The following is a 24,098-nucleotide window of genomic DNA, read 5'->3' as shown; positions in this document are numbered from 1 at the left end:
GTTGTCTGTACGTGGGCGGGGCTCCGCCCGTCTCGCCGCCGCGGCCGTGGCTTCGGGCCTCCTCGCCACGGGGGCGCTGGCTGCCGCGGGGCCCGCCGCAGCGGAGGAGGCGCCGCAGCACCAGGGCGGTGCGGCCGCCACGCTGGACGGGCTGAAGACCTACGACAAGGCCGTCCTGCACGCGGACGGCGGGGACCAGCAGATCCCCGCCGGTCTCTTCCAGATGACCGTCGACGGCGGCGGCACCCTCAAGACGTACTGCGTCGACGTCCACCGCCCGACGCAGGAGCAGGCGAAGTACCTGGAAACCTCCTGGGACCAGACGTCGCTCGGCTCGAACCGTGACGCCGGCAAGATCCGCTGGATCCTGGAGCACTCGTACCCGCAGGTCGACGACCTGAGCGCGCTGGCCAAGCAGGCAGGGGTCGACTCGCTCACCGAGCAGACGGCCGCGGCGGGCACCCAGGTCGCGATCTGGCGGTACTCCGACCACGTCAAGGTCGACGCGCTCGACCCGAAGGCGGAGAAGCTCGCCGACTTCCTCGAGAAGAACGCGCGCGGCGCGGCCGAGCCCAGCGCGTCCCTGACCCTGGAGCCGAACGCGGTCTCCGGCAAGGCAGGCGAGAAGGTCGGCCCCGTCACTGTCCGTACCAACGCCGGCCGCGTCACCGTCGTCCCGCACGCCGATGCCGCCGCCAGCGGCGTCAAGATCGTCGGCAAGGACGGCAAGCCCGTCACCGAGGCGGCCAACGGCAGCCGGCTGTACTTCGACGTGCCCACCGACGCGACGGACGGCACGTCCTCGCTGACCGTGCAGGCCACCACGTCGGTGCCGGTCGGTAGGGCGTTCGCCGGAGTCACGCAGAGCCAGACCCAGATCCTGGCCGGCTCCAGCGAGTCCACCGTCTCCGCCGGCGCCACCGCCACCTGGGCGAAGAAGGGGGCCATCCCGGCGCTCTCCGCCAGGAAGAACTGCGCGAAGGGCGGTGTGGACATCACCGCCACCAACAAGGGCGACGAACCCTTCAGCTTCGAGCTCATGGACCTCAAGCACACGGTCGCCGCCGGGCAGTCGCGGACCGTGAGCGTCCCGGTCCAGGAGGACCAGGCGTACGACTTCACGATCGAGGGTCCCGGCGGCCTGAAGAAGAACTTCAAGGGCATCCTCGACTGCAAGACGTCCGGCGCCGTCGGCGCGGGCCCCGGCACCGGCACCATGGACCAGCCCCGGAACCAGCCCAGCCCCGCCACGGCCGGTAACGCCCCCACTGCCGAGGACGGGCTGGACCTCGCCGAGACCGGCAGCTCCGACGCCACGCCGATGATCCTCGGCGTCGCGGTGGCATTCGTCGTACTCGGCGTCGCCGCGGTCCTCTTCGTACGCCTGAAGAAGCCCACCTCCGACGAGGAGTGAAACGGCGCGACGCTCGGTGACCGGGCCATCACCGCGGCCCCGGCGTGCCTTGGCGCACCGGGGCCGTTGGCATACCCGTTTCCGTTGGGGGATGGACGTGCGGCAAGATGGGGTGTATCTGCCCACACATCGATTGCCGGACGGTTTCTCTTGGCTGAGTTCATCTACACCATGCGCAAGACGCGCAAGGCGCACGGCGACAAGGTGATTCTTGATGACGTCACCCTGAACTTCCTGCCCGGCGCGAAGATCGGTGTGGTCGGCCCGAACGGTGCCGGTAAGTCCACCGTTCTGAAGATCATGGCCGGCCTTGAGCAGCCGTCCAACGGTGAGGCGTACATCTCGCCCGGCTTCAGCGTCGGCATCCTCATGCAGGAGCCGAAGCTCGACGAGTCCAAGACCGTTCTGGAGAACGTCCAGGACGGCGCGGCCGAGATCATGGTCAAGCTCAAGCGCTTCAACGAGGTCGCCGAGCTCATGGCGACCGACTACTCGGACGCGCTGCTGGACGAGATGGGCAAGCTCCAGGAGGACCTGGACCACGCCAACGCCTGGGACCTCGACGCCCAGCTCGAGCAGGCCATGGACGCGCTGGGCTGCCCGCCCGGCGACTGGCCCGTCACCAACCTCTCCGGTGGCGAGAAGCGCCGTGTCGCGCTCTGCAAGCTGCTGATCGAGGCGCCCGACCTGCTGCTCCTCGACGAGCCCACCAACCACCTCGACGCCGAGTCGGTGAACTGGCTTGAGCAGCACCTGTCGAAGTACGCGGGCGCCGTTGTCGCCGTCACCCACGACCGGTACTTCCTGAACAACGTCGCCGAGTGGATCCTCGAGCTCGACCGCGGCCGCGCGCACCCGTACGAGGGCAACTACTCCACCTACCTGGAGAAGAAGCAGGCCCGTCTCAAGGTCGAGGGCCGCAAGGACGAGAAGCGCCAGAAGCGGCTCAAGGAAGAGCTGGAGTGGGTGCGCTCCAACGCCAAGGGCCGCCAGACCAAGTCGAAGGCGCGTCTCGCCCGGTACGAGGAAATGGCCGCCGAGGCGGACAAGATGCGGAAGCTGGACTTCGAGGAGATCCAGATTCCGCCGGGCCCGCGTCTCGGCTCGATCGTGGTCGAGGTCAACAACCTGTCCAAGGCCTTCGGTGAGAAGGTCCTGATCGACGACCTGTCGTTCACGCTGCCGCGCAACGGCATCGTGGGCATCATCGGCCCGAACGGTGCCGGTAAGACCACGCTGTTCAAGATGATCCAGGGCCTCGAGACCCCGGACTCCGGGGCCATCAAGGTCGGCGAGACCGTCAAGATCTCGTACGTCGACCAGAACCGCTCCAACATCGACCCCAAGAAGTCGCTCTGGGCGGTCGTGTCGGACGAGCTGGACTACATCAACGTGGGCCAGGTGGAGATGCCTTCGCGGGCGTACGTCTCCGCGTTCGGGTTCAAGGGCCCGGACCAGCAGAAGGCGGCCGGTGTCCTGTCCGGTGGTGAGCGCAACCGTCTCAACCTGGCGCTGACGCTCAAGGAGGGCGGCAACCTGCTGCTCCTCGACGAGCCGACGAACGACCTCGACGTCGAGACCCTGTCGTCGCTGGAGAACGCGCTGCTCGAGTTCCCGGGCGCGGCCGTGGTCATCTCCCACGACCGCTGGTTCCTGGACCGGGTCGCGACGCACATCCTCGCGTACGAGGGTGAGTCGAAGTGGTACTGGTTCGAGGGCAACTTCGAGTCGTACGAGAAGAACAAGGTCGAGCGTCTGGGTGTGGACGCGACGCGGCCGCACCGCGCGACGTACAAGAAGCTGACGCGAGGCTGATCTTGTCGCGTCACATTTACCGCTGCCCTCTGCGCTGGTCGGACATGGATGCCTTCGGGCACGTCAACAACGTCGTCTTCCTCCGGTACCTGGAGGAGGCGCGGATCGACTTCATGTTCCGGCTGGCGCCGGGGGACGGCTCCCCGTCGTTCGCAGGCGGGTCCGTCGTGGCCCGGCACGAGATCGACTACAAGCTGCCGCTGGTCCACCGGCACGAGCCGGTGACCATCGAGTCGTGGGTCACGAAGATAGGCGCTGCGTCGCTGACGATCGCATACGAGGTGAAGGACACGGACACCGACGGCTCCGAGCGGGTGTACGTGCGGGCCTCGACGGTCGTCGTGCCGTACGACCTCGAGGCGGCGCGGCCGCGGCGGATCTCGGCGGAGGAGAAGTCGTTCCTCCAGGAGTACCTGGACGACGGCGAGGGTGACCGTGCCGGCCGGCGGGGCCCGCGGGGGGCTGTCGCCGCATGACGGCGCTGAGCGGGCTGGTGCTGGCCGATGTGGGGGAGGCGGCTGATCTTGCCGCGTTCCTCGGTCGGCTGATCCATTACGACCGGGCCGCGGCGGTTCGTTTGCAGGTGGGCGGTGGGGCGGTGGCCGTTTTCGGGCGGCCGCCGTCGTTCGACGTGCTGGCTGTGCGGACTTCGCGGCTCGCTGGTGCGGGTTCCGGCGCGGGTGCGCGTGAGGGTTCCGGTGCGGATGCCGGGGGGCTGGACGTCACCGTTTCCGCCGGCGAGCTTCTCGAAGGCATCGACGAGTCCACCGGGGCCGTTGTCGTGCCGGGCGCGGTTACGGGGCCGCCGTGGGCCGGGGTGCTGCCGCCGCGTGGTGGCTGGCGGCAGGTTCCGGGGCTGCCGGGGCCCGACGCCATGCGCGCGGTGGTCGCCGCCGCGGTCGCGGAATTCCGGGCGCGGGACGAGGCGTTGGCGCCGGAGGACCGGACGCGGGCGGCTCGGGACCGTATCGGCCGCGAGATCTGGTCGCGGACGCTGGGCGAGACGGAGTTGCCGCTGCGAGCGGTGCACGCGGCACAGTCACTCGGCTTCCTGAGGCCCGGGCGGGCCGACGCGGAACCGGGGGCGGTGGCGCTGCTGGCCGCTGGCGGCTGGCTCCGGTTGCGCACGCCGTACGGATCGATCGCGGTACGCCGGGCAGGACTCGGGGTGCTTTCGGTGGCGCCGGTGTAGGTGCGGTGGGGTGGGCGGCCCGAAGCCGCCTGCCCGGCGCCGCGCGTCCGGCGCAGGCTTCCGTCCTCAAACGCCGGACGGGCTTGGTCTGCCGGGTCGCGGCGGACGGGCCGCAAGCGGTCGGCCCGGTCAGTCCTCCTGCTTGTCCGGCCAGATTCCGATGTGGTCCTGTTCCAGTTCCAGCATCACCCGGTGTTCCATGCCCAGCGGCCGCGTGTAGTCCGCGGGGAGCTGCAAGCGGCCCGCCCGGTCCAGCATCGCGTACTCCCTGGCCACCACCGACTCCTGGCCCGTCGTCGCGTCGACCTCCGTGCGGCGCAGTACCTCCGACGATGTGCGGCCGTCGCGGATGGCCACCGTGCGGCGGACCTCGCTCGCCACCTGCTGGTCGTGCGTCACGATCACGATCGTCGTGCCGAGCTCCTCGTTCGCCGTGCGGAAGGCCTGGAAGATCTGCTCCGCGGTCGCCGAGTCCAGTTCGCCGGTCGGCTCGTCGGCCAGCAGCACCGAGGGGCTGTTGGCGAGCGCCACCGCGATCGCCGTTCGCTGCTGCTCGCCGCCGGACATCTGGTGCGGGCGGCGGTCGCGGCAGTGGGCGACCTCCAGCATCGTCAGGAGCGCGTCGGCGCGGGCCGTGCGGTCGCGGTTGCGCCCGCGGCCGCGCAACTGCATGGGCAGCGAGACGTTCTGGGCCGCCGTCAGGTACGGCAGGAGATTGCGCGCCGTCTGCTGCCAGACGAAGCCCACCACGTCCCGCCGGTACCGCAGCCGTTCCTTCGCGCCCATCGCCAGCAGGTCGCAGCCCGCGACCTTCGCCGCGCCCGCCGTCGGCTCGTCGAGGCCCGCCAGGATGTTCATCAGGGTCGACTTGCCGCTGCCCGACGCGCCCACCAGCGCCATCAGCTCGCCCTCCTCGACCAGGAGGTCGAGGCCCTGGAGCGCCTGGACCTCCACGCCGTCCGTCGTGAAGATGCGCACCAGGCGGTCGCAGGAGATCAGCGCGTCGTGGCCGTACGCGGGGCGGCTGCGACGGGTGGTCGCGCGGTGCTCCAGGTCCGCCAGGGAGGTGGGGGAGGTTTCGGTTGTCATGTGGAGTCTCCTGCCCTGAGTTCCGTTGTCGTCCTGAGGCGCGTCGACCACCAGGCCTGCACCGTCGCCACCGCCGCCGCGATCGCCACCACGCCGCAGGCCGGCAGCAGCAACGACCAGGGGTCGGTGCGCAGTTGTACGGGGCCCAGAGCGTCCAGCTGCCGAGGCGCCGCCATCGCCAGCTCCGCCAGGTCCAGGCCGGGGCCCACCAGCCGGATCGCCGCCCACCCCACCAGCGCTCCGCCGAACGCCGCCAGCAGCGCCTGCGGCAGTGACTCCAGGACGAGCAGGCGCCGGCCCTGAGCGCGGGTCAGACCCATGGTGCGCAGCCGGGCGAGGAGAGCCCTGCGTTCGGGGACGGTCTGGAGCAGGGAGAGCAGTACGGCCAGTACGGCGTACCCGGCGCCCGCCGCCACCGCGGCCGTGTAGACGCGCCCCGCGCCCGCCTGGACCGGCGAGTCGGCGAGCGCGGCGCGCTCCTCGGACCGGAACGTGACCGCGATGTCCCCGCCCGCCTCGCGCACGGCCGCCTCGACGGCCGCCGTGTTCATGCCGTCGCCCGTGAGCAGCAAGGTGTTCGGTACGGAACGCTCCAGTGCGCCGGCGTCGACGAGCAGGAAGCCGCTGTCGGGCAGCGCGGGGGTGGTGGGGCGCCGGGCCGCGACCCGTACCTCGAAGTCCCCTGCCAGGGACGTGAACCGCGTCGTACCCGAACCGAGCCGCTCGGCGACGGACGGGGACGCGATCGCCGGGACGGGGCCGGCCGACGACTGCTTTCCGCCGGGCCGCTGCAGAAGGCCGGCCGGGAAGGCGCCCAGGCCGGTGCGGCGGGCCAGCTCGGCGTACGACTCGGGCTCCACGGCCACCAGGGGCACCGAGCCCTTGCCGTCGCGCAGGTCCAGGTTGTAGTCGATGAGCACGGGCGTCGCCTCCCGTACTCCTGCCACCTCGCGCACCGCGTCCACCAGAGAGGGCGGCAGGGTTTCCAGCCCGGAGACGCGGGCGTCCGCGCCGACGGCCAGGGTCGACGCTTGCTCCCGTGCGTCGGCGACCCCGGCGAGTACGGAGCCGCCGAAGGCCGCCGTGGTGAGCGCGGTCAGCAGGGCGAGCAGCGGCAGCGCGGCGGTGGCGGGGGACCGGCCGGCGCGGGCCAGCGACAGGAAGCCGATCGCGCCGCGCCGTCGTGCCACGGGCCGGGCCGCGAGGCGCAGGGGCAGCGGATAGAGGCGTACGAGCACGAGGGCCGCGATGACGCCGATCAGCACCGGCGCGGCGCTGACGAGCTGATCGACCTGACCGGAGCCCGCCCCCCGGCGGCGCAGTGCGGTGACCGCTCCGGCGGCGAGGACGAGCAGGGTCAGCTCCGCGACCGTACGGCGCCTGGACGGCTTCGCGTGGACCAGGTCGTCGCGCCCGCCGTGCACCCGCGGCCTGCGGTGCACGTAGACGGCGCGCAGCGGCAGCGTGCAGCAGGCGAGCAGGGCGACGGCCCCCGAGGCCAGCGCCGCGGGCAGCGCGCGGCCTTCCGGCAGGAGCAGGGCGGCCAGCCCCCAGCCGGCCGCGGCGGCGGGCACCGCCAGTACCGCCGTCTCGGCGAGCAGCCGGCCGCCGATGCCGCGCACGGAGCCGCCGCGTGAGCGCAGCAGGCCGAGTTCGGCGCCCCGGCGGGCGGCGGCCAGGCCGCCTGCCATCAGCAGCACCACGGCGGCAACGGTCCCGACGCCGAACGCCCCGACCGCCACGACGGGGTCGACGGCACCGAGGGAACCGGAGAAGGAGGCGAGGACGTCGTCGAGCCGGGAGTCGACGCTCGCGTCGGGTACGGCCTCGGCGCGCATCCGGGTCCGGCCGGGGCCGTGTTCCAGGGAGGCGACACGGGCCCTCAGCCCGGTCAGTCCGGCGGCCGTGAGCGGGTCGGCCCGGGGAGCGAAGCGCCAGTACAGCTCAGGACTGGGATCGACGCCGAAGATCACGGGCGCGGCGTCGGGCGCCAGCAGCAGCGCGGCGACCCAGTACTGCCTGGGCGGGGACGTACCGGGCTCGTACTGCAGACCGGGCGTGCGCAGCAGCGGTTCGAAGGACCAGTAGCTCAGCTCGGGCCGGCGCGGCTCGACGATCCCGGTGATGGTCACCGCCAGGCTGCTGGACCGTAGGGGCGAACTGACATGAACGGTCGAACCGACTTTGAGCTTCAGCGATTTGGCGGTGGCGGTGGTGACCGCCGCCTCCACCGCGCGCGTGCGCCCGGTGATCGTGCCGGCCTCGGCGCGCGGCAGCCGCCCCTCGCTCGGCCGCGAATGCACGGGCAGCGCGGACTGGGTGCTCAGCGAGAACTTCGCCGGCAGGCCGTCCGGGCGGGGCAGCCACGGGTCGTCGGCGGCGAACGGCTCGATGGTGTGCACGCCGTAGGCCGATTGCCGGGCATCCGCCGGCAGCCCGTCCGGCAGGAGCGCCTTCGCCTTCCGGTACTGCTCGGCCAGGAGCGCGGGCCGGGCGTACTCGTGGCGCCGCGTCGGGTCGATCCGCGGGTCCGACAGATCGGTGGTCAGCTCGATGACGCTCTGGCCGGCCGGCGCCGTTCTCACCGCGTGGCGCAGGCCCCGGTCCTCGTACGTGTCGACCGCGCGCGGGAACGCCGCCGCGAGGGCGGAGGTGAGCAGGACGAGCAGTACGAGCGCGACCGCCGGGCCGGGCGCGGAGCGCAGCCTGGTGCGGACCCAGGGCGCGACGGCACGCGTCCTCTTCCCCGTCCCACCCATGTCAGTTGCCTCCCTGGGCACGCAGCGCCGTAGCCGGATCGCCGCGCCGCAGCGTCGGCACCGCCACGATCAGCAGAGGTACGGCGGCCACCCCGGCCAGCAGCGCCGCCACGGGGCCTGCGGGCAGTTCGACCAGCACGTGCGGGACGGGCCGGGCGGCCTGCTCGGTGAGCACGATGAGCGGGATCACGGCCCGGGCCAGCACAGTGCCCAGGGCCAGCCCCACGAGCAGCGCCAGCCCGATCAGCAGGCCTTGTTCGGCGGCGTGCAGGCGGGCGAGCTGGCGGCGGGGCGCGCCGAGGGCGCGCAGTACGGCGAACTCGGCGGAACGTTCCCGCAGTGAGCCCGCCGCACTCACCGAGAACCCGACGGCCGCCAGCGCCGCCGCGACGACGGCCGCCGCGAGCAGCGCCGCCTGCGGGCCCGCGCCCAGCGGATCGTCGTGCAGCTCCCGGGCGATCTCCGCACGCACCTGGATCTGCGCGGGGTCGATGTCGCGCCGCTCGCGCAGCGCCGACGCCACGTCACCGGACGCTCCGGGGGCGGTGAACAACCACCATTCGCCGGGCGGAAGGGAGGCGTTGGGCAGGGCCGCGAGCACCTGGTTGACGGCGCGCAGGTCGAGCAGGACCGCCCCGCCCTCCGTGCTGGCGTCCCGGGCCTGCGCGAGGGTACGGGTGCTCGGCCCCGTGGTCGGCAGCTCCCGTACCACTGCGGCGATCCGCACCTTCAGCGACTCGCCCGCCAGCGGGATCTCCAGGACGGAACCCGCCTTCGCGCCGCTGGAGTCCAGGAAGCGGTCGGTCACCACGGCCGCGGGCAGCGGAGGCTTCGGGGCCGAGGCGGTGATCCGGATGTTGACCGTCCGGGAGGCGGCGAACCGGTCGCCGAACTCCACCGGCTTGCCGGTGCGGTACGTGACGTCCAGCGGCTCGGCGGGGGAGGAGCGCGGCCGGCCGGCGCGCGGCATGACGTCGACCGAGGCGCTGTCCGTCGAGCCGATGGACGCCTTGGCGCGCCATTTCAGGCCGGCGGGCAACGGGACCTCGCGGGAGGCGCCGTCGGCGGCGAGCGACCGTACGGCCCCGACGGTCAGCCGCTCGCGCGTGTCCCTGACGTCGAAGAGCTCCTGGTCGACGTCGACGGAGGTGAGCCCCAGCGGACCGGCCGGCCGGCCCTCGGGGGAGCCGGCGGCCCTGGCGATGTCCAGCGTGTACGTGTGCGGACGGCCGTCGGGGCGCAGCTGTCCCATCGACAGCTGGTACGGCACGCCGTGACGGTCCTTCAGCGTGACGGTCAGGGACGGGGCCGACTCGTCGTCGTCGGCGGTCAGGCTCGTCGAGCGGAACGTCACGTCGAGGGCGAGCCGGGCGGTGCCCTCGGGAAGCGGCACCCCCTCGCGGGCAGTGGGCCGCGCGGGCTTCAGGGCGTCGATCACCCGGTCCGGGTCCCCGCCGTCGGCCAGGTCGTCGCGCAGCCGCAGTCCTTGTGCGGCGAGTGTGGTGTCCAGGGCGAGCACGGTCGCGGAGCGTCCGTCGGACAGTTCCAGGTTGGTACGGGCGGCGGGCGCCGCGGAGCGTACGCCCGGCATCCCGTCGTACACCCCGCCCTGGCCCAACTGTGGCGTACTGCTGCCCAGTACGCGCACCGGCGCACCCGACCGGAAGTCCGCCTGGTCGTCCTGCGAACGGTCCCAGGTCGCCCCCTGCCCGATCGCCAGCATGCCCATCGCCACCGCCAGTACGAGCAGCAGCACCGGGCCGGCGCCGCGCGTCGGGCGGCGGCTCAGCTGCCAGCCCGCCAGCGCGGCGGGCAGGCCCCGGCCCCGGGAGGCGCGGCGCTCGGCTAGGCGGGCGACGGGCGGGAGCAGCCGCAGGGTGAGCATCGTGCCGGCCAGCAGCGCCAGTGCGGGGGCCGCGACCAGCAGCGGGTCGATGCCCAGCCTGCCCTCGCGGTCGCCGCTGATCGCACCGCTGCCCGAGGACTGCCGGTCGAGCTGCCGGTACGCGACACCGGCGATCACCAGGAGACCGATGTCCGCACCTGCCCGCAGCGGACCGGGCAGCGCCCGGGCACGTCCGCCGCCCGCACCGCCCGCGCCGAGCGCCGGAGCCACCACGGCCACCGCGCAGCCGACCGCGACCGACACGCCGACCAGCCAGATCTGGGCGGTCGGGGCGGTGTCGAGGCGCAGTCCGATCCGGGACAGCGACCCCTGTCCGGCGATCAGCCGGGTCAGCGGTCCGGCGAGCAGCGGGGCGCACATCCCGGCGGGCAGGGCGAGCAGGACGGCCTCGGCGGCGGCGAGGACGGTGACGCGCTGCCGGGAGCCGCCGCGCGCCCGCAACAGGGCATTTTCGCCCGCCCGTTCGGAGCTGAGCAGCCGGGCCACCAGGAGCAGTGCGTAACCGGCGAGCAGCACCAGTTGGAGCGAGACGATCAGGAGCGTCGACCGGGCCACCAGGAGCGAGCGCTCCGCCTGGTCCAGCACATCCGGCAGCGCGGTGCGGACGGTGACCTTCCCCTTGAGCGGCTCCTGCGCGTCGAGGTGAGCCGTACTGCCCTTGGCGGCTTCGCGCAGCGGTCCGATCCGGTCGGTGGTGACCGTACGGAAGTCGGCGGTCGCCAGCCAGCCGACGTGGCCCGCGCTGACGCGGCCGGAGCCCATGAGCGCGGGGTTGGCGAGCAGCGGACCGTACGTCGTGAAGGCGAGCTTGCTGGCACCTCGGCCGCCCTGCTCGTCCAACTGCCAGTACGGGTCGGTCCGGTCGGCGGGCCGGTAGAGGCCGGTGAAGCGGATCTTGAGAGCTGGACCGCCGAGCCGGTCGGTGAGGGCGAACACCTTCTGGCCGGGCGTCACCTCGAGCTCCTGGGCGACCGCCTCGGGCAGTGCCACGTCGGAAACGCCGCCCGCCCCATTCCCGGGCCAGGTGCCCGCCGTCAGCCGGACCCGCGAGCGGTCGAGCGAGGCGACATGGGTGAGGTCGGGGTCGTCCTTCGTGGCGCTGGGCGAGCGGAGGCCGTCCGGCAGGGCGTACGGCCCCGAGCGGCCGAACCTGCGCAGCTCCACCGGCAGCCCGTCGAACGCCGCACGGGCCCCGGCCAGTACCGCGCCCTCGGCGGGCTTCCCGTCGCCGCTCAGAGATTCGGCCTTGATCAGCAGCGCCGCCGAAGCGGCGTTCCTGGTCCGCAGCGAGTGGCGGAGCCCGGCGTCGCCGATGGAGGCGGAGAAGGCGGCGAGGGTCGCCAGTACGGCCGTCGTCAGGAGGACGGAGAGCAGCGCGGCGGTGAGCAGCAGCCGGTGCGCGCGTACGCGCAGAAATATGAACCCCGCCACCCGTTCCCCCCGAAACCGCCCTGTCGTGGCGCTACGCGCGCCACCGGCCTGTGGGGATGCTGTCAGAGTCGGGTGGCGGAGGAAACCGCTTGCACAGCGGACTTGACACGATCGTGACCGGATTCCGGGCGCCGGTCACCGCAATGCGCGCGTCAGCCCTCGGTGTTGAGCATCGAGGCGGCGGCGTACGTCAGGTAGTCCCACAGCTGCCGCTGGTGCTCCTCGGAGAGCCCGAGCTCGTCGACGGCCACCCGCATGTGCTTGAGCCAGGCGTCGTGCGCGGCCTTGTCGACGGTGAACGGCGCGTGCCGCATCCGCAGGCGCGGATGGCCCCGGTTGTCGCTGTACGTGCGGGGGCCGCCCCAGTACTGCATCAGGAAGAGGGCGAGCCGCTCCTCCGCGGGGCCCAGGTCCTCCTCCGGGTACATGGGCTTGAGCAGCGGGTCCTCCGCGACTCCCTGGTAGAACCGGTGCACCAGGCGCCGAAAGGTCTCCTCGCCGCCGACCTGCTCGTAGAAGGTCTGCTCCTGAAGCGTGCCGCGCGGAATCTCTTTCACCCGTCCATCGTCTCAGACGGACCGGCCGACGACCTAAGGCCTAGGACCGGCCCCATGGCGCCCACGGCCCCCAGACACTCGCCCCGGGGCCCGCGCCGCGCGACAGTGGGCGTATGGGCTCACCTCACGTGGACATGTACGCCGAGGCCCGTGCGGCACTGGTACGGGAGATGGCGGCGGCCGGGGCCCTCGACGACCCCGCCTGGCGCGCGGCCTTCAACGACGTCCCGCGCCACCTGTTCGTGCCGTACTTCTTCGTCCCCGGCCCGGCAGGCCATGAGCGGCTGTGGAGCGAGGACCCCGATCCGCAGCGGCGGGCGCGGTGGCTGCGGGGGGTCTACTCGGACGCTCCGCTGGCCACCCGCATGCGCGGCGGCGAGCAGATCTCCTCCAGCAGCCAGCCCTCGCTGATGGCGGGGATGCTGGAGGAGCTGGATGTACGGGACGGGAACGCCGTACTGGAGATCGGCGCGGGCACCGGCTACAACGCGGCGCTTCTCGCGCACCGGCTCGGCGACGAGCTGGTGACCACGATCGACCTCGACCCGGAGATCGCCGAGTCGGCGCGCAAGCACCTGGAGGCGGCGGGGTACCACCCGAAGGTGGTCACCGGGGACGGGGCGCGCGGCTGTCCCGCCCGGGCCCCCTTCGACCGGATCATCGCGACCTGCGCCCTGCCGTCCGTGCCACGAGCCTGGCTCGCCCAGTGCCGGCCGGGGGCCCGGATCCTGGCGCCGCTGGCGACCGGGCTGCTCGCACTGGACGTACGGGACGCCTCGCATGCGGAGGGGCGCTTCCTGCACACCCCGGCGTACTTCGTCCCGCTGCGCGGCGGGCCGGCCGAGCCCGCGCCGAGGCAACTGGGCGGGCTGCCGCGCAGGGCGCTGGAGAACGAACTGTTCCGGTTCATGCTCGCGCTGACCGCGGGCAGCCTGGACCCGCACGAGGCGCTCACGCTGTGGCACCGCGAGAAGCGGCCGTCGCGGGACCGCTTCGGCGTCACGGTCGCCGAGGACGGGGAGTGGGCCTGGCTGGACGATCCGCGGGGCGCCTATGCGTGGCCGCTGGGTGGGACGGTGGGGGAGTGGACCGGCTGACCGGATGAGCGCGGCTCCTTGAGCCGCGCTCAGCGACGGGGGTCCGTGGCCTGCTCAACCCCGTCGGACCGTGATCGTCGTCCAGGCGCCCACGTGCACGCGGTCGCCGTCCTGGAGAGGGATGGGGACGTACGGCTGGATCGGGTCCTCCGCGCCGTTGACCGTGGTGCCGTTGGTCGAATTCTGGTCGACCACGGCCCAGGAGCCGTCGGGCTGCTGGACCAGGACCGCGTGCTGGTGCGATACGCCCGGGTCCTCCGGCGGCACCGACAGGTCGATGTCGGGGGCTTCGCCCGTGCTGTGGCGGCGGCGGCCGATGGTGACCTGGTTGCCGGTGAGCGGGCGCTGTTGCTCGGGCGAGTACGCGGGCAGGTTGAGGCCCGCGGCGTCGGGGCCGCTGCGCTGCATCATCGCCATGAAGTACTCACGGTCGGGGCCCACGGTCGCGGTCCAGCCGGCCGGAGCGGGCGCCTGGTACTGCTGCTGAGGCGGCTGCGCCTGCTGGGGTGCCTGCTGCTGATGCGCCTGCTGGTGCTGCGGCGGTTGCTGCTGCTGGTTCTGCTGGTTCTGTTGGTGTTGCTGCTGTGACGGCGGAGGCAGCATCCAGTCGTCGTCACCGTTGCGGTCCCGCTGCGGAGGAGCAAGCGGCTGCTGGTGCTGCGGCGGCGCGGGCGGTGCCTGCTGCTGGAACGACGGCGGCGGCGGACCCTGCTGCTGGAACTGCGGCGGGCCCGGCTGCTGGAACGGCGGCTGCTGCTGGAAGGCCTGCGGCGGCGCCTGCCGGCCCGACTGCTCGGGCGCCAGCGGTTCGGCCGGCCGGTTGACCTGCGACGGCCGCGAGCCCTGGTACTCGTACGGATCCCGGGCCTGCGGAGGCGGCGGCCCCTGCTGCGCCTGGAAGCCGGGCGGCAGGTTGAGGCCGGGGCCCGGGCCGGAGTTCTGGGGGGCGACGGGCGTGTACGAGGTCGCCGTGTTCGTCAGGTAGTTCCAGCGGCACTCCTCGCAGAACGGGGCCATGGCCTCGCGCGGGGTGCGGCACTGCGGGCAGATCTCCGCCTGGGCGGTGGCGTCGGGTCCGGGCGGCGGGAAGCCGTAGCCCGAGCCGGGGCCAGGGCCGGGGCCCTGCGGGTAGCCGTAACCGGGGGCGGGCGGTGGCGGAGGCGGGGGAGGCGGCGGCACGGCGCCGGCCATGCGATGGCCGCAGACCTCGCACCAGTCGTCGGAACCCGACTGGTGTCCGTTCGGGCAGGTCGGCATGTCGGCGCTTCCCCCTCTCTCGTTCGGCCCTGGGGCCGTAAATCGGTACTTCTCGCAGCTTTTATTGGTTACTTCTTGACGCGAACTGTCTTGGTCGAGCGCGTTTCGAGGGTCATCTCGTCCGCCTCTGCGACCTTCGCCTTGAGTCGCACAGTACCCGTCGTCGCGTCGACGACGTCCACCACCTTCGAAAGCAGTTTCGCGGTGTCCGCGTTGCCGGAAGCTGCCGCCAACTGCACCGCGCGGCCCAGTTTCGCCGTCGCTCCGTCGAAATCTCCAGACTTGCGCGCATCAAGCCCCTGTTGGATGACTTGTGCCAGTTCGGCCTGTCCTGTGTAGTGCGCCACCTGCGGGTTGATGGAGGTGGACGCCACCATGTCGTCCGTCCACACCGCCCGTACGAGCCCCTGGGAGAGCGTCTGCGGCGTACCGCCCGACGGGTCGGGAAGGAGCAGAGAGACGCGGGCCGCCAGCATCTCCTGGCCGATGCCTGCCTCGGGCACCCGTACGCACACGTGGTAGTCGCGGGACTCGTCGCCCCAGGAACCCGTCGGGTAGTCCCCGGCACGCGGGCCCGCCTCCGTACGGCGCCCGGTCAGGTCCTCGACGGCAGGCGCCACCTGCTTGACGAACTTGATCTCCACACCGACGGGTGTCCACAGCCGCAGGGCCACGTCCGCGACCTCCTTGCCCATCGCGTTCTCCATCATCTGCGTGAAGTCCGCGGCCAGCCCGCTGGGGTCGGCGACGATGTCGGCCGTGCCGAGCAGCGCCGAGGCGATGCCGGTGACCTCTTTCACGTCCCAGTCCGTACCGACGCCACGCGCGTCACAGGTGAAGCGGCCCGCGCAGGCTTCGAGGGCGTTCTGAAGGTGCTTGGGAGACTCGTGCTCGTTGCGTCCGTCGGTCAGCAGGATGCCGTGCCTGATCGGCGCCTGCGCCTCGGCGAGCAACTTGTCGGCCAGCCGCAGCCAGGTGCTGATGGCGGTGCCGCCGCCGGCGCTCAGCCTGTACAGCGCCTCCTTGGCCTGCGCCCGGGTCACCGCGCTCGCGGTCGCGAGGCGCCCGTCGCCCGGGTAGACCTCTTTGGCCTGGTGCGTGCCGGCGACCACCGCGAACGTGACACCGTCGCGCAAGGTGTCGACGGCGGCCGCCGTTGCCTCGCGCGCGTTGCGCATCTTGGTCGGCGGGTACTCCATCGAACCCGAGCAGTCCACCATGATCACGACGGCGGCGCCCGGCGTCTGCCCCTGCCCCTGCCCCACAGGTATGTACGCCAGCGAGGCACCAGCCCCGGCGAGGAGCGCGGCGGCTCCGCTCGTGCCGCCGCCGGTGGACGTCACCGTGACGATCGCGTTGACCTCGCGGCCACCCTCCGGCAGGTACTCGTTCTGGTACACGTCGACGGAGAACTGCGGCACGTGCGACTTGGAGAAGTTGGCCATGGTCAATCGGCTCCTCGGGACGGACTGATTCGACGCCCGCCCGCTCCACGTCCATGGGAGAAGCGGTGAAGGCGGTGGATGCGTAGAGGCGGTTCAGACGGTGGAGGCGGTTCAGACGGTGACTGAGTGACGGGTGTGGTCGGTACGCAGGGGCCTTACGCCGTGCCGTAGGCCGATCCTGCCCCTTGCTCCGGCATGGCGAACGGCAGCACGGCCACTGTTACGTTGTCGTGGCCCCCGCCGTCGAGCGCGTGCCCCACCAGCACCTGGGCGCAGTGCAGTGGCCGGACGGCGGCGTCGGCCGGTGCGACCTGCGCCATCTCCCGCGCGGCCTCCGCGTAGTTCCACAGGCCGTCGGTGCACACCACCACCACGCCCGGCCGGTCCGGCTTGAAAGAAGCGGTGTGCGGCTCCAGTTCGTACGCGTCGGCGCCGAGCCAGCCCGTGATGGCGTGGGCGCGCTCGTCGGCGTACGCCTCCGCCTCGTTCATCAGGCCCGCGGCCACCATCTGGGCCGCCCACGAGTCGTCCTCGGTGAGGCGGGCGGGAGGCGCGGTGCGGTCGTCGGGCACCCAGTAGACGCGGCTGTCGCCGACCCAGCCGACCACGAGCAGACCACCGGCCACGATCGCGCCGACCAGGGTGCAGGCGGGTGCGTTCGTGTGCCGGTTCGGATCGTGCTCCATGCCGTGTTCCCCGTCGGTGGCCAGCGAGTTGACAGACTCGGCGGCGGCGACGATCGCCTCGTGCATCGCCTGCTGCGGGTGCGTGCCGCGCGGCAGTGACTCCAGGAGGGCCTCGTTGGCGGCCGTCGCCGCGGCGGCCGACGCCTCGTCGGGGCGGGTCGCCGACGACACGCCGTCGCAGACGATCGCGACGACGGCGGGCGAACCGTCGGGGAGCGCCGCCGCCGAGACCGCGAACGCGTCCTCGTTGCGGTGGTGGCGCAGCCCGCGGTCGCTGACGGCGGCGACCGCGTCCAGCTCCTGCTCCATGTGGTCGCGCTCACGGGGCTGGGCGTGACCGCAGTTCTCGCAGTAACCGTCTTCGTCGATCCTGCCGGTGCGGCACGCGACGCACACCTTGGCGACCGTGCCGGACGGGGGCGTCGGCTCGGGAGCGACGGAGCGGGGGTCGACGGGCTGCGGCTCCGGCGACACGGGTGCGGGGGCGGGCGCCGCAAGCGTGAAGTCCCCTGTCCCGGAGGCCGCCCGGGGCGGATCGTCGTACCGTACGGCCGCGGGCGGGACGGCCTCCGTGGCGGCGCCCGCGGCGGGCGGCGCCACCGTGATGGCCACCGTGGGGTGGTCCTCCGGCGTCTGTGTCAGGGCGGACAGCTCGTATCCGCACGCCCCGCAGAACAAGTCGCCGGGCTCCAGCGGCTCTTCACAGCCGGGACAGGTCGGCTCAGCAGGCAGCTGGCGCATCTGCGACATCTTTCACACCCAGGTCCGGGGGCGGAAACGGTTGGCCCGTTCCACCAGGTCGATCCTCTCGTCGCCGCGCTGGGCGAGCCGGGCAAGTACCCGGTACGAGCGCTCCAGACCGAAGCGCAGGCCACGCTCGTCCAGTTGGCTGCCGAGCAGCGCGGTCTGCGCGGGGCGAGCCCCGTGCCCACCGGAGAGTACCCAGTCCAGGGCGGTGCCCAGCACCTCGGTGGACAGCTGCTCCCGGCGTACGGCGTCGAGTCCGAAGCTCTCCAGGGCTTCCACCTGCGTCGCTGCCGCCGTCAGATCGTCGATCAGCGGGTCCTGCGTGGCGCGCCGGCGAAGGCGCGCGCGCACGGCGGCCACCCGTGCCGCCGTGTAGTGGATCGACGCCTCGGGCACGGACTCCAGCGTCTGTACGGCGCCGGGCCTGTCGCCCGCCGCGAGCTGGACGCGGGCGAGGCCGAAGGCGGCGCTCACATAACTCGGGTCGGTCGCCCAGACGAGCCGGTAGTACTCGGCGGCGTTGTCGAGCTGTCCGAGGACTTCGGCGCACACGGCCAGGGCGAGCTTGGGCGCCGCCTCGCCGGGGAACGCGTCGTAGACGGCGTCGAAGGACAGCGCGGCGTTCTCGTCGTCCCCCGCCGCGAGGGAGGCGATGCCCCGGTACCAGACGACCCGCCAGTCGTCCGGGTGCTGGAGCTCCAGGGTGCGCAACGCCTCGGCGGCGACGGCTCGTTCGTCCATCTCCAGGCGGGCCCGCAGCTCGCGCAGCCGACGTTCGACGGAGTCGCCGGGCGCGGACTGGAGCGCGCTGATGAGCTCCGCCGGGGCCGAGGCCAGCAGGCCCGCGAGGAATCCCGCGTTGGGGTCGTCCGGGTCGACGCGCGGCACCGGCAGCGCGAGCGCGGTCGCCCCCGCCTTCAGGGGCGCGAGGCAAGGGGACAGCGCCGGTACGCCGCCGGGCCCGACACCGGGAGCGGCCCCCGGCGGCGCGACGGCCCCGGGCACGGTCACCGGCGCCGGGACGGCCGCCTGGGTCGCGGAATGGGCCACGCCGGCCCCGGCACCGCCGGGTGCTCCCGGCTGCGGAACCGGCGCCGGGCAACCACCGCTGCCGGGAGCGTGCCCGCCGTACCCCGGGCCGCCTGTGACGGCGTGACCCTGCACCGAGCCGGGGAGCGGCCCGGTCCCGGTTCCCTGCGCCGGAATGGCTGCCGCGCCCGCGTACCCACCCGGGACGGGCACTCCGAACGGGGCCGGGCCCGCGCCGCCACCCTGCGCCGGGACGACCACGCGAGCGCCGCGGCGTGCCCGCCGTCCGGCCGGGACGACCCGGCCGCCCAGCTGCGACACGTCACCCGTCAGTTCGGCGAACAACTGCGTGTCCGGAACTCGCAGTTCCGGGCCGAAGAGGGTGGACAGCGCCGGGCGCGGGCGGCCCGTCTGGAGCGCGACCACCTCGCGCAGCACGCCTGTCAGCTGCTCCGCCATCTCCGCCGCCGACGCGAACCGGCGCGCCGGGTCGGGGTCCGTCGCGCGGACCAGCAGCCGGTAGAAGGACTCGTACCGCCGGAAGACCTCGATGTGGCCGGGGTCGGGCAGGCTGTCCACGAAGATGTTCGTGTAGCCCTGGAAGTCGAAGGTCAGCACGGCCAGCGTGCGCGCCACCGTGTAGAGGTCGGAGGCGACGGACGGCCCGACCTCCGCCACCTCGGGCGCCTGGTACCCGACCGTGCCGTAGATCGCGCTCTCGTCGTCGTCCATCCTGCGGACCGCGCCCATGTCGATGAGCTTGAGCTGGTCCTGCTGCTGGATGGCGTTGTCGACCTTGAAATCGCAGTACAGCAGATTGCGGCTGTGCAGGTGGCCCAGCGCCTCCAGCGCCTCGATGCCGTACGCGCACGCCTGCTCGACCGGCAGCGGGTCGCGCTTGCCCGCCGGGCCGCGCCGCTCGTTGGCGATCTCCTTGAGGGACTTGCCGCCGACGTACTCCATGACGATGTAGCCGTCCATGGAGCCGGTGCGCTGGTCGAGGTGCTCGACGAAGTTGTAGATGCGGACGATGTTGGAGTGCTCGATCTCGGCGAGGAATCGCCGCTCCGAGATCGCCGCCGCCATCGCGTCCTGGTCACCGGTGTCGAGCAGGCCCTTGAGCACGACCCACCGGTCCGAGACCGCGCGGTCGACCGCCAGGTAGACCCAGCCGAGGCCGCCGTGCGCCAGGCAGCCCATGACCTCGTACTGGCCGTGCACGATGTCGCCCGCGCCGAGCTTCGGCACGAAGGAGTACGGGTGCCCGCACTTCGTGCAGAAGCCCTCCGTACGCCCCTTCCTGTCCCCGCGCGAACGCCCCACCGGTGCCCCGCAGTCGGAGCGCGAGCAGAACCGCTTGCGCTCGGGGACCTCGGGGTTCGTCATCACCGCGGACTGCGGATCGGGGCGGGGCACGTCCGGAACCGACACCAGGCCCGCGCCCAGCCGGTTGCGCCCGGACGCGCCCGACGACGCACCGGAACTGCGGACCGAGACCGAGCGGGACGTGGACGCCCCCGACAGGGAGCGGGAGAGGCGGCCGGAGACGGAGCGGCGCGAGGTCGAGGACCGCGACGAGCGGGACGAGGACGGCACGGAAGCCCGAGAGCCGCTGCGCGCGGACGAGCTGTCGCCGCCCTTGCCGCTCCGGCCGCCTGCCGCCATCCCGGTCGGGGGCGACGAGAGCATCCCGGTGGGCGAGACGACCGGCGCGAGCCCGCAGGTGTCGCAGTAGAACTCGCCGCCGCCCATGTCCTCGTACGAGCCCTCGCATCCGGGGCGCTGACACTGGCTCATGAGGGATTCCCCGTGTGATCGCTGGGCTCGGTCCGTCGCGGAACCAGGACTTCCGCGGCTGCCTGCTGATACCGCAGCACCGCCTGCTCCGCGACCCGCAGATCGCACGGAGCGCTCCACAGCATGCGGCGGGCGGCGTCGTACCGCTCGATCAGCAGCGGGTCCTCCGCCATGCCGTGCCGGGCGACCTTCGCCTTGTACGCGTCGAGCCGGCCGCGCAGCTCGGCCCGTACCGCCAGCGGCGCGGTGACCGCGGTCAACGACTCGCGCGCACGCATCAACTCGTCCTCGGCCTCGCGCTCCAGGGACTCCAGGAGCGGCGACAGCCGGTGCCACTGGGCGTGCCTGCGATAGTCGGCCGCCAGCACCAGCTGCTCCTGGAGCGCGGTGGGCGGGCCGCCGACGGCCGGCACCTCGGACGCGGCGATCTTCGCGAGCACCTCGCCGCGCGCCGACCGGGCCTCGGTGAGCGTGCGGTCCGCGCGCGAGAGCACGTCACGCAGCCGGACCAGCCGCTGCTCGGCGTCCTGTCGTACGGTCAGCACCGCGTCGATCTCGCGCCGGACCTCCTCGAGCGCACGGGCCGCCCGGTCGTAGCGCTCGGTGTCGGGGCGGCCGCCGCCCGGCGCCGAACTGCCGAGCCCCGGACGCCAGAAGGCGAGCGGGTCGGTCACCACCTGCGCGCGCAGCGCCCCCAGCTCGTGCGTGATCGACTCCAGGTCGTCGCCCGACGGATGCTCACCGGGGCGTACTCCGACGGAGTGCGCCAGCGAACGGGTGCGCTGGAGCTCCGCCGCGAGGAGGTCGATGCGGGCGGGCAGCGCGGACCACACCGCGTCCGCCGTGACGACCATGTCGAGCGACTGGGCGTACAGGTCGTTCATCCGGGACACCAGCTCCGCCAGCGTGAGCCGCTCGGAGAGCTTGGCCGGTCCCGTGATCGACGGGGTGATGTGGGAGGACGCGCTGCCCGCCACGGTCACGCTGGCGCCGCGCAGGATGTCAGTCAGTTCGGTCAGGTCCTGGCGGCTGGGGAAACGCCGCCTCGACCGCAGCTCACGGGCGGCGCGCAGGGCCGCCGTGTACGTGTCGAAGTACGACCACAGCAGGGTGATGGCCGGCTCCGTCGCGTTCCAGCGGTCCAGTGTGGTGCCCGTCAGCTCGGCGCCCTCGAGCAGCCGGCGTCCCGCGTGGTCCTGCAGCGCGAGGAGCGAGCTCTCGATCGCCTCGTACTCCGCCCCGAGCCGCGCCAGCGCGCGGTCCACCTCGTCCCGGTCCATCACCGGCCCGGTGGCACCCGCCGCCACGCTCATCGATCACCTCTCCGCTCTTCCGCTTCCCCGATGTGCTGCCTCGTGTCGTTCTGCCCAACATCCAACCGGCTCAATTGTCGCGGTACTTCGGCTCCGGCGGCTTCTTCACGCCGGGAAGGTCGTCCTTCAGCCACTTGGCGTACGCCTTCATCCACGGGCCGTCGTCACCGCCCTCGCGGTAGTCGTCGAGGACCTGGTTCAGCCGGCGCACCAGGTCGTCGCTGCCGAGCTTCGTCGCCACGCCGTAGTACTCCTGAGTGAACGGTTCGCCCTTGAGCTCGACTGCCGGGTCCTGCGCCGCCTGGCCGGCCGCCAGGGCGTTGTCCGTCACCACCGCGTCGACCTCGCCGAGCTGGAGCCGCACCAGGCAGTCCAGCTGGTTGGACACGGTGAGCCCTTCGAACTTCGCGCCGAACGACTTCGCGGCCAGCGCGTCGTACGCCGTGGAGCCCTTCGCCGTACAGACCTTCTTGCCGGCGAGCGAGGAGTCGTAGCCCCTGACCGTCGACTCCTTCGGGGCGAGGACCTGCTGCCCCGCCTGGAAGTACGCGGTGGAGAACGCGACGTCCTTGATGCGGGTGCAGTTGACCGTCATCGTCCGCACGACGACGTCGACCCGGTCCTCCTGGAGGGCGAGGATGCGCTGATTGGTGGGTATGGCGCGGTAGATGACCTTGTCGGGGTCGCCGAGGATGTCCTCCGCGATGGCGCGCACCAGGTCGATGTCGAACCCTTCGAGATCGCCGGTGGCCGGATTGCGGTAGCCCCAGCGGAAGCTGTTCTGGTCGACGCCCGCGATCAGCTTGCCCCGGGCCTTGATCTTCTCGATCGCCGGGCCCTCCGCGTTCGACGGCCGAAGACTGCGCTCCGGCTCCTCACAGGTGTCGTCCCGCGCGGCGACCGCCCGCGCCACACCGTGCCCCGCCGTGCCGGGACCGTCGGCGCCGGCGCCGTGGGAGAGCGGCAGCAGCGTCACCGCGGCCGTCAGCGCGCAGGCCGCGGCCATCCCGGCCACTCCGCCCCAGCCGCGCAGCCTGCCGCCCGCGCCGCCGTTCCTGCTGCCCGTCCTGGTCACCGCGCCTCCTCCCACCCGTATCACCTGTACTCCGAAAGCCTGCGCCCTATGCCGAGCACGGCACCCGCCGCGCCCAGCACCGCCAGGACCGCGGCGCCGAGCGGCAGCCCGGAGAGCGCGCCCCGGCCGCCCTCGGCGGCCCGGGTGAACTCAGCCTGCTCGTGGGCGAGCGCCTTCTCCAGTGCGGCGTCGACCCCGTTGAAGCACTCGCCCGTGGAGCCCTTGTCACCGATGACCTTCGCCAGGGCGCCTTCGTAGTCGCCGCTGTCGTCGGTGGCGCGCGCGGTGGTGTGCCGCTTGCGCCACTCGTCGGCCTTGGCGGTCGCGTCCGTCAGAGGACCGCTCCCCTGCGTGTCGTCGGCGAGGTCGCGGGCCTCCCCGAGGCGCTGCCCGAGGACCTTCATGCCGTTGGCGAACTGCGATTCGTACAGGTCGCTCTTGCCGTCCTCGGCCATGACGGCGCCACGTGCGACCAGGGTGAGGTTCTCGTTGGCGCGGGCGTTGAGCGAGTTGATGCGGGCGTCGTTCAGGACTTCCAGCGACTTCTGGCCGTGCGCCATCGCGTCCTCCAGCCCGGCCCGCGCCACGGCGTGCCCGACGCCCAGCCACAGCAGGACCACGGCGGAAGCGACACTCGCCGCCAGCATGCCGTGGTTGAACACCCGGTTCGTACGCCGGTAATTGCGCCGCTGGGCCCAGGCGAGGCCGGCCAGCGCGAGGACGCCGAGCCCGAGCCCGGTGAACGGCCACACGCGGGCGTCGTCGTAGTCGTCCCCGAGCCGGCTCGTCTCCGCTTTGTAGAGCCGCTCGGCCGCCGGCAGCAGTTTGGTGGTCATGCGCTCGTTCGCGTACCGCAGATAGGCGCCGCCGAGGGGCAGGCCGAGACGGTTGTTGGCGCGAGCCCGCTCCACCAGGCCGGTGTACTGGGGAAGTTGCCTGTTGAGGGCGGTGATCTCGCGCCCGGAGGCGCTGGTGCTCTCCGTGTTGGCCGCGGCCTTCACGAGCAGCGCGGACGCGGTGGCGATGTCGTCCTCGTACCGCTCGCGTACGTCCTGCGGTTCCTGCGCGCCGGCCAGGAAGCCGCTCGCGGCGGCGGAGTCGGCATCGGCGAGGGAGCGGTAGATGCTCGCGGCGTCGGCACTCAGGGGCTGGCTGCGGGTCACGACGTCGTCCGCGGCTGCCGCCCGGTCCGCGATCTCCCAGGCGGTCACCGCACCGAACGCGACGACGAGCGCGGCCACGAGGGCGCCGATGATGCGCAGCCGGCCGGGTTCGGTGGTGGCGCCGGCGCGCAGCCGGTCCACGCCCTCCGACCACGCGGTCGTTCGCGCGGGCGGCTGTGCCTCGCGCACATTCGGCGGGTGTGCCACGTGACCTCCCCCTCGGTCATCGACGGTCTGCCGTCGCCCTGTACGGGCGGGGGACGGCACCCGGCAAGCAGTATGGCCGCAGGGACCGGTATCCACACCAGGATTGACTGGATCTTGTG

General features: G+C 72.8%; 16 protein-coding genes. 5 read left to right on the top strand and 11 right to left on the bottom strand.

Going from position 1 to position 24,098, the window contains the following annotated elements; all coding sequences use genetic code 11:
* Position 1: 1 nt before the first annotated feature.
* The 4 genes from ACWIHY_RS11975 (at position 2) to ACWIHY_RS11960 (ending at position 4,421) form a co-directional block, all read left to right on the top strand.
* The gene (locus tag ACWIHY_RS11975; RefSeq protein ID WP_454375512.1) at positions 2–1,414 is read left to right on the top strand and encodes a Cys-Gln thioester bond-forming surface protein; all 1,413 of its coding nucleotides are present in this window, start codon (positions 2–4) and stop codon (positions 1,412–1,414) included.
* 150 nt (positions 1,415–1,564) lie between these two features.
* Complete coding sequence (ettA, locus tag ACWIHY_RS11970) at positions 1,565–3,229, top strand: energy-dependent translational throttle protein EttA (RefSeq protein WP_454375511.1); 1,665 nt, start codon at positions 1,565–1,567, stop codon at positions 3,227–3,229.
* A 2-nt stretch (positions 3,230–3,231) separates the two neighbouring features.
* Positions 3,232–3,705: an acyl-CoA thioesterase gene (locus ACWIHY_RS11965; RefSeq protein WP_454375510.1), complete on the top strand. Its 474-nt coding sequence runs from the start codon at positions 3,232–3,234 to the stop codon at positions 3,703–3,705.
* Positions 3,702–4,421: a hypothetical protein gene (locus tag ACWIHY_RS11960; protein WP_454375509.1), complete on the top strand. Its 720-nt coding sequence runs from the start codon at positions 3,702–3,704 to the stop codon at positions 4,419–4,421. Before ACWIHY_RS11965 ends, ACWIHY_RS11960 begins: the two co-directional genes overlap by 4 nt.
* A 129-nt stretch (positions 4,422–4,550) precedes the next feature.
* On the opposite strand, the gene ACWIHY_RS11955 is transcribed toward ACWIHY_RS11960, so the two are convergent.
* From ACWIHY_RS11955 to ACWIHY_RS11940, 4 genes are all read right to left on the bottom strand, one after another.
* Positions 4,551–5,510 (bottom strand): ABC transporter ATP-binding protein, encoded by a 960-nt coding sequence (locus ACWIHY_RS11955; protein WP_454375508.1) that lies wholly within the window; start codon positions 5,508–5,510, stop codon positions 4,551–4,553.
* Positions 5,507–8,269, bottom strand: a complete 2,763-nt coding sequence (locus ACWIHY_RS11950; RefSeq protein WP_454375507.1) for an FtsX-like permease family protein — start codon at positions 8,267–8,269, stop codon at positions 5,507–5,509. Before ACWIHY_RS11950 ends, ACWIHY_RS11955 begins: the two co-directional genes overlap by 4 nt.
* 1 nt (position 8,270) lies before the next feature.
* Entirely contained in the window at positions 8,271–11,606 is a 3,336-nt protein-coding gene (locus ACWIHY_RS11945; protein ID WP_454375506.1) for an FtsX-like permease family protein, read from the bottom strand.
* A 152-nt stretch (positions 11,607–11,758) separates the two neighbouring features.
* Positions 11,759–12,163: a globin gene (locus ACWIHY_RS11940; RefSeq protein WP_454375505.1), complete on the bottom strand. Its 405-nt coding sequence runs from the start codon at positions 12,161–12,163 to the stop codon at positions 11,759–11,761.
* Between the two features lie 113 nt (positions 12,164–12,276).
* On the opposite strand from ACWIHY_RS11940, the gene ACWIHY_RS11935 reads away from it, so the two are divergent.
* Positions 12,277–13,260: a methyltransferase domain-containing protein gene (locus tag ACWIHY_RS11935; protein ID WP_454375504.1), complete on the top strand. Its 984-nt coding sequence runs from the start codon at positions 12,277–12,279 to the stop codon at positions 13,258–13,260.
* Positions 13,261–13,314: 54 nt separating this feature from the next.
* Here ACWIHY_RS11935 and ACWIHY_RS11930 read toward each other — a convergent pair whose 3' ends face one another.
* The 7 genes from ACWIHY_RS11930 to ACWIHY_RS11900 all read right to left on the bottom strand — a co-directional run bounded on the left by ACWIHY_RS11930 (position 13,315) and on the right by ACWIHY_RS11900 (position 23,979).
* Positions 13,315–14,517: an FHA domain-containing protein gene (locus ACWIHY_RS11930; protein WP_454375503.1), complete on the bottom strand. Its 1,203-nt coding sequence runs from the start codon at positions 14,515–14,517 to the stop codon at positions 13,315–13,317.
* Positions 14,518–14,585: 68 nt separating this feature from the next.
* Entirely contained in the window at positions 14,586–15,962 is a 1,377-nt protein-coding gene (locus ACWIHY_RS11925; protein ID WP_454375502.1) for a vWA domain-containing protein, read from the bottom strand.
* A 155-nt stretch (positions 15,963–16,117) separates the two neighbouring features.
* A complete protein-coding gene (locus ACWIHY_RS11920) occupies positions 16,118–17,398 on the bottom strand; it encodes a PP2C family protein-serine/threonine phosphatase (RefSeq protein WP_454375501.1) in 1,281 nt (426 codons plus the stop codon).
* 3 nt (positions 17,399–17,401) lie between these two features.
* A complete protein-coding gene (locus tag ACWIHY_RS11915; protein ID WP_454375500.1) occupies positions 17,402–20,221 on the bottom strand; it encodes a tetratricopeptide repeat protein in 2,820 nt (939 codons plus the stop codon).
* Complete coding sequence (locus ACWIHY_RS11910) at positions 20,218–21,501, bottom strand: hypothetical protein (protein ID WP_454375766.1); 1,284 nt, start codon at positions 21,499–21,501, stop codon at positions 20,218–20,220. Before ACWIHY_RS11910 ends, ACWIHY_RS11915 begins: the two co-directional genes overlap by 4 nt.
* Positions 21,502–21,604: 103 nt before the next feature.
* Positions 21,605–22,609, bottom strand: coding sequence for a glutamate ABC transporter substrate-binding protein (locus ACWIHY_RS11905; protein WP_454375499.1), 1,005 nt, complete (start codon positions 22,607–22,609; stop codon positions 21,605–21,607).
* 20 nt (positions 22,610–22,629) lie between these two features.
* Positions 22,630–23,979: a hypothetical protein gene (locus ACWIHY_RS11900; protein WP_454375498.1), complete on the bottom strand. Its 1,350-nt coding sequence runs from the start codon at positions 23,977–23,979 to the stop codon at positions 22,630–22,632.
* Between the last annotated feature and the right edge of the window lie 119 nt (positions 23,980–24,098).

Source organism: Streptomyces sp. NPDC055287, assembly GCF_053646035.1.
This window is presented reverse-complemented; position numbering and strand designations above follow the sequence as displayed.

What these genes read in the sequence shown, in the direction of transcription:
- ACWIHY_RS11960 (WP_454375509.1), top strand. Translation starts at nt 3,702, where the DNA reads ATGACGGCGCTGAGCGGGCTGGTGCTGGCCGATGTGGGGGAGGCGGCT.
- ACWIHY_RS11955 (WP_454375508.1), bottom strand. Translation starts at nt 5,510, where the DNA reads ATGACAACCGAAACCTCCCCCACCTCCCTGGCGGACCTGGAGCACCGC.
- ACWIHY_RS11950 (WP_454375507.1), bottom strand. Translation starts at nt 8,269, where the DNA reads ATGGGTGGGACGGGGAAGAGGACGCGTGCCGTCGCGCCCTGGGTCCGC.
- ACWIHY_RS11935 (WP_454375504.1), top strand. Translation starts at nt 12,277, where the DNA reads ATGGGCTCACCTCACGTGGACATGTACGCCGAGGCCCGTGCGGCACTG.
- ACWIHY_RS11930 (WP_454375503.1), bottom strand. Translation starts at nt 14,517, where the DNA reads ATGCCGACCTGCCCGAACGGACACCAGTCGGGTTCCGACGACTGGTGC.
- ACWIHY_RS11925 (WP_454375502.1), bottom strand. Translation starts at nt 15,962, where the DNA reads ATGGCCAACTTCTCCAAGTCGCACGTGCCGCAGTTCTCCGTCGACGTG.
- ACWIHY_RS11920 (WP_454375501.1), bottom strand. Translation starts at nt 17,398, where the DNA reads ATGTCGCAGATGCGCCAGCTGCCTGCTGAGCCGACCTGTCCCGGCTGT.
- ACWIHY_RS11915 (WP_454375500.1), bottom strand. Translation starts at nt 20,221, where the DNA reads ATGAGCCAGTGTCAGCGCCCCGGATGCGAGGGCTCGTACGAGGACATG.
- ACWIHY_RS11910 (WP_454375766.1), bottom strand. Translation starts at nt 21,501, where the DNA reads ATGGACCGGGACGAGGTGGACCGCGCGCTGGCGCGGCTCGGGGCGGAG.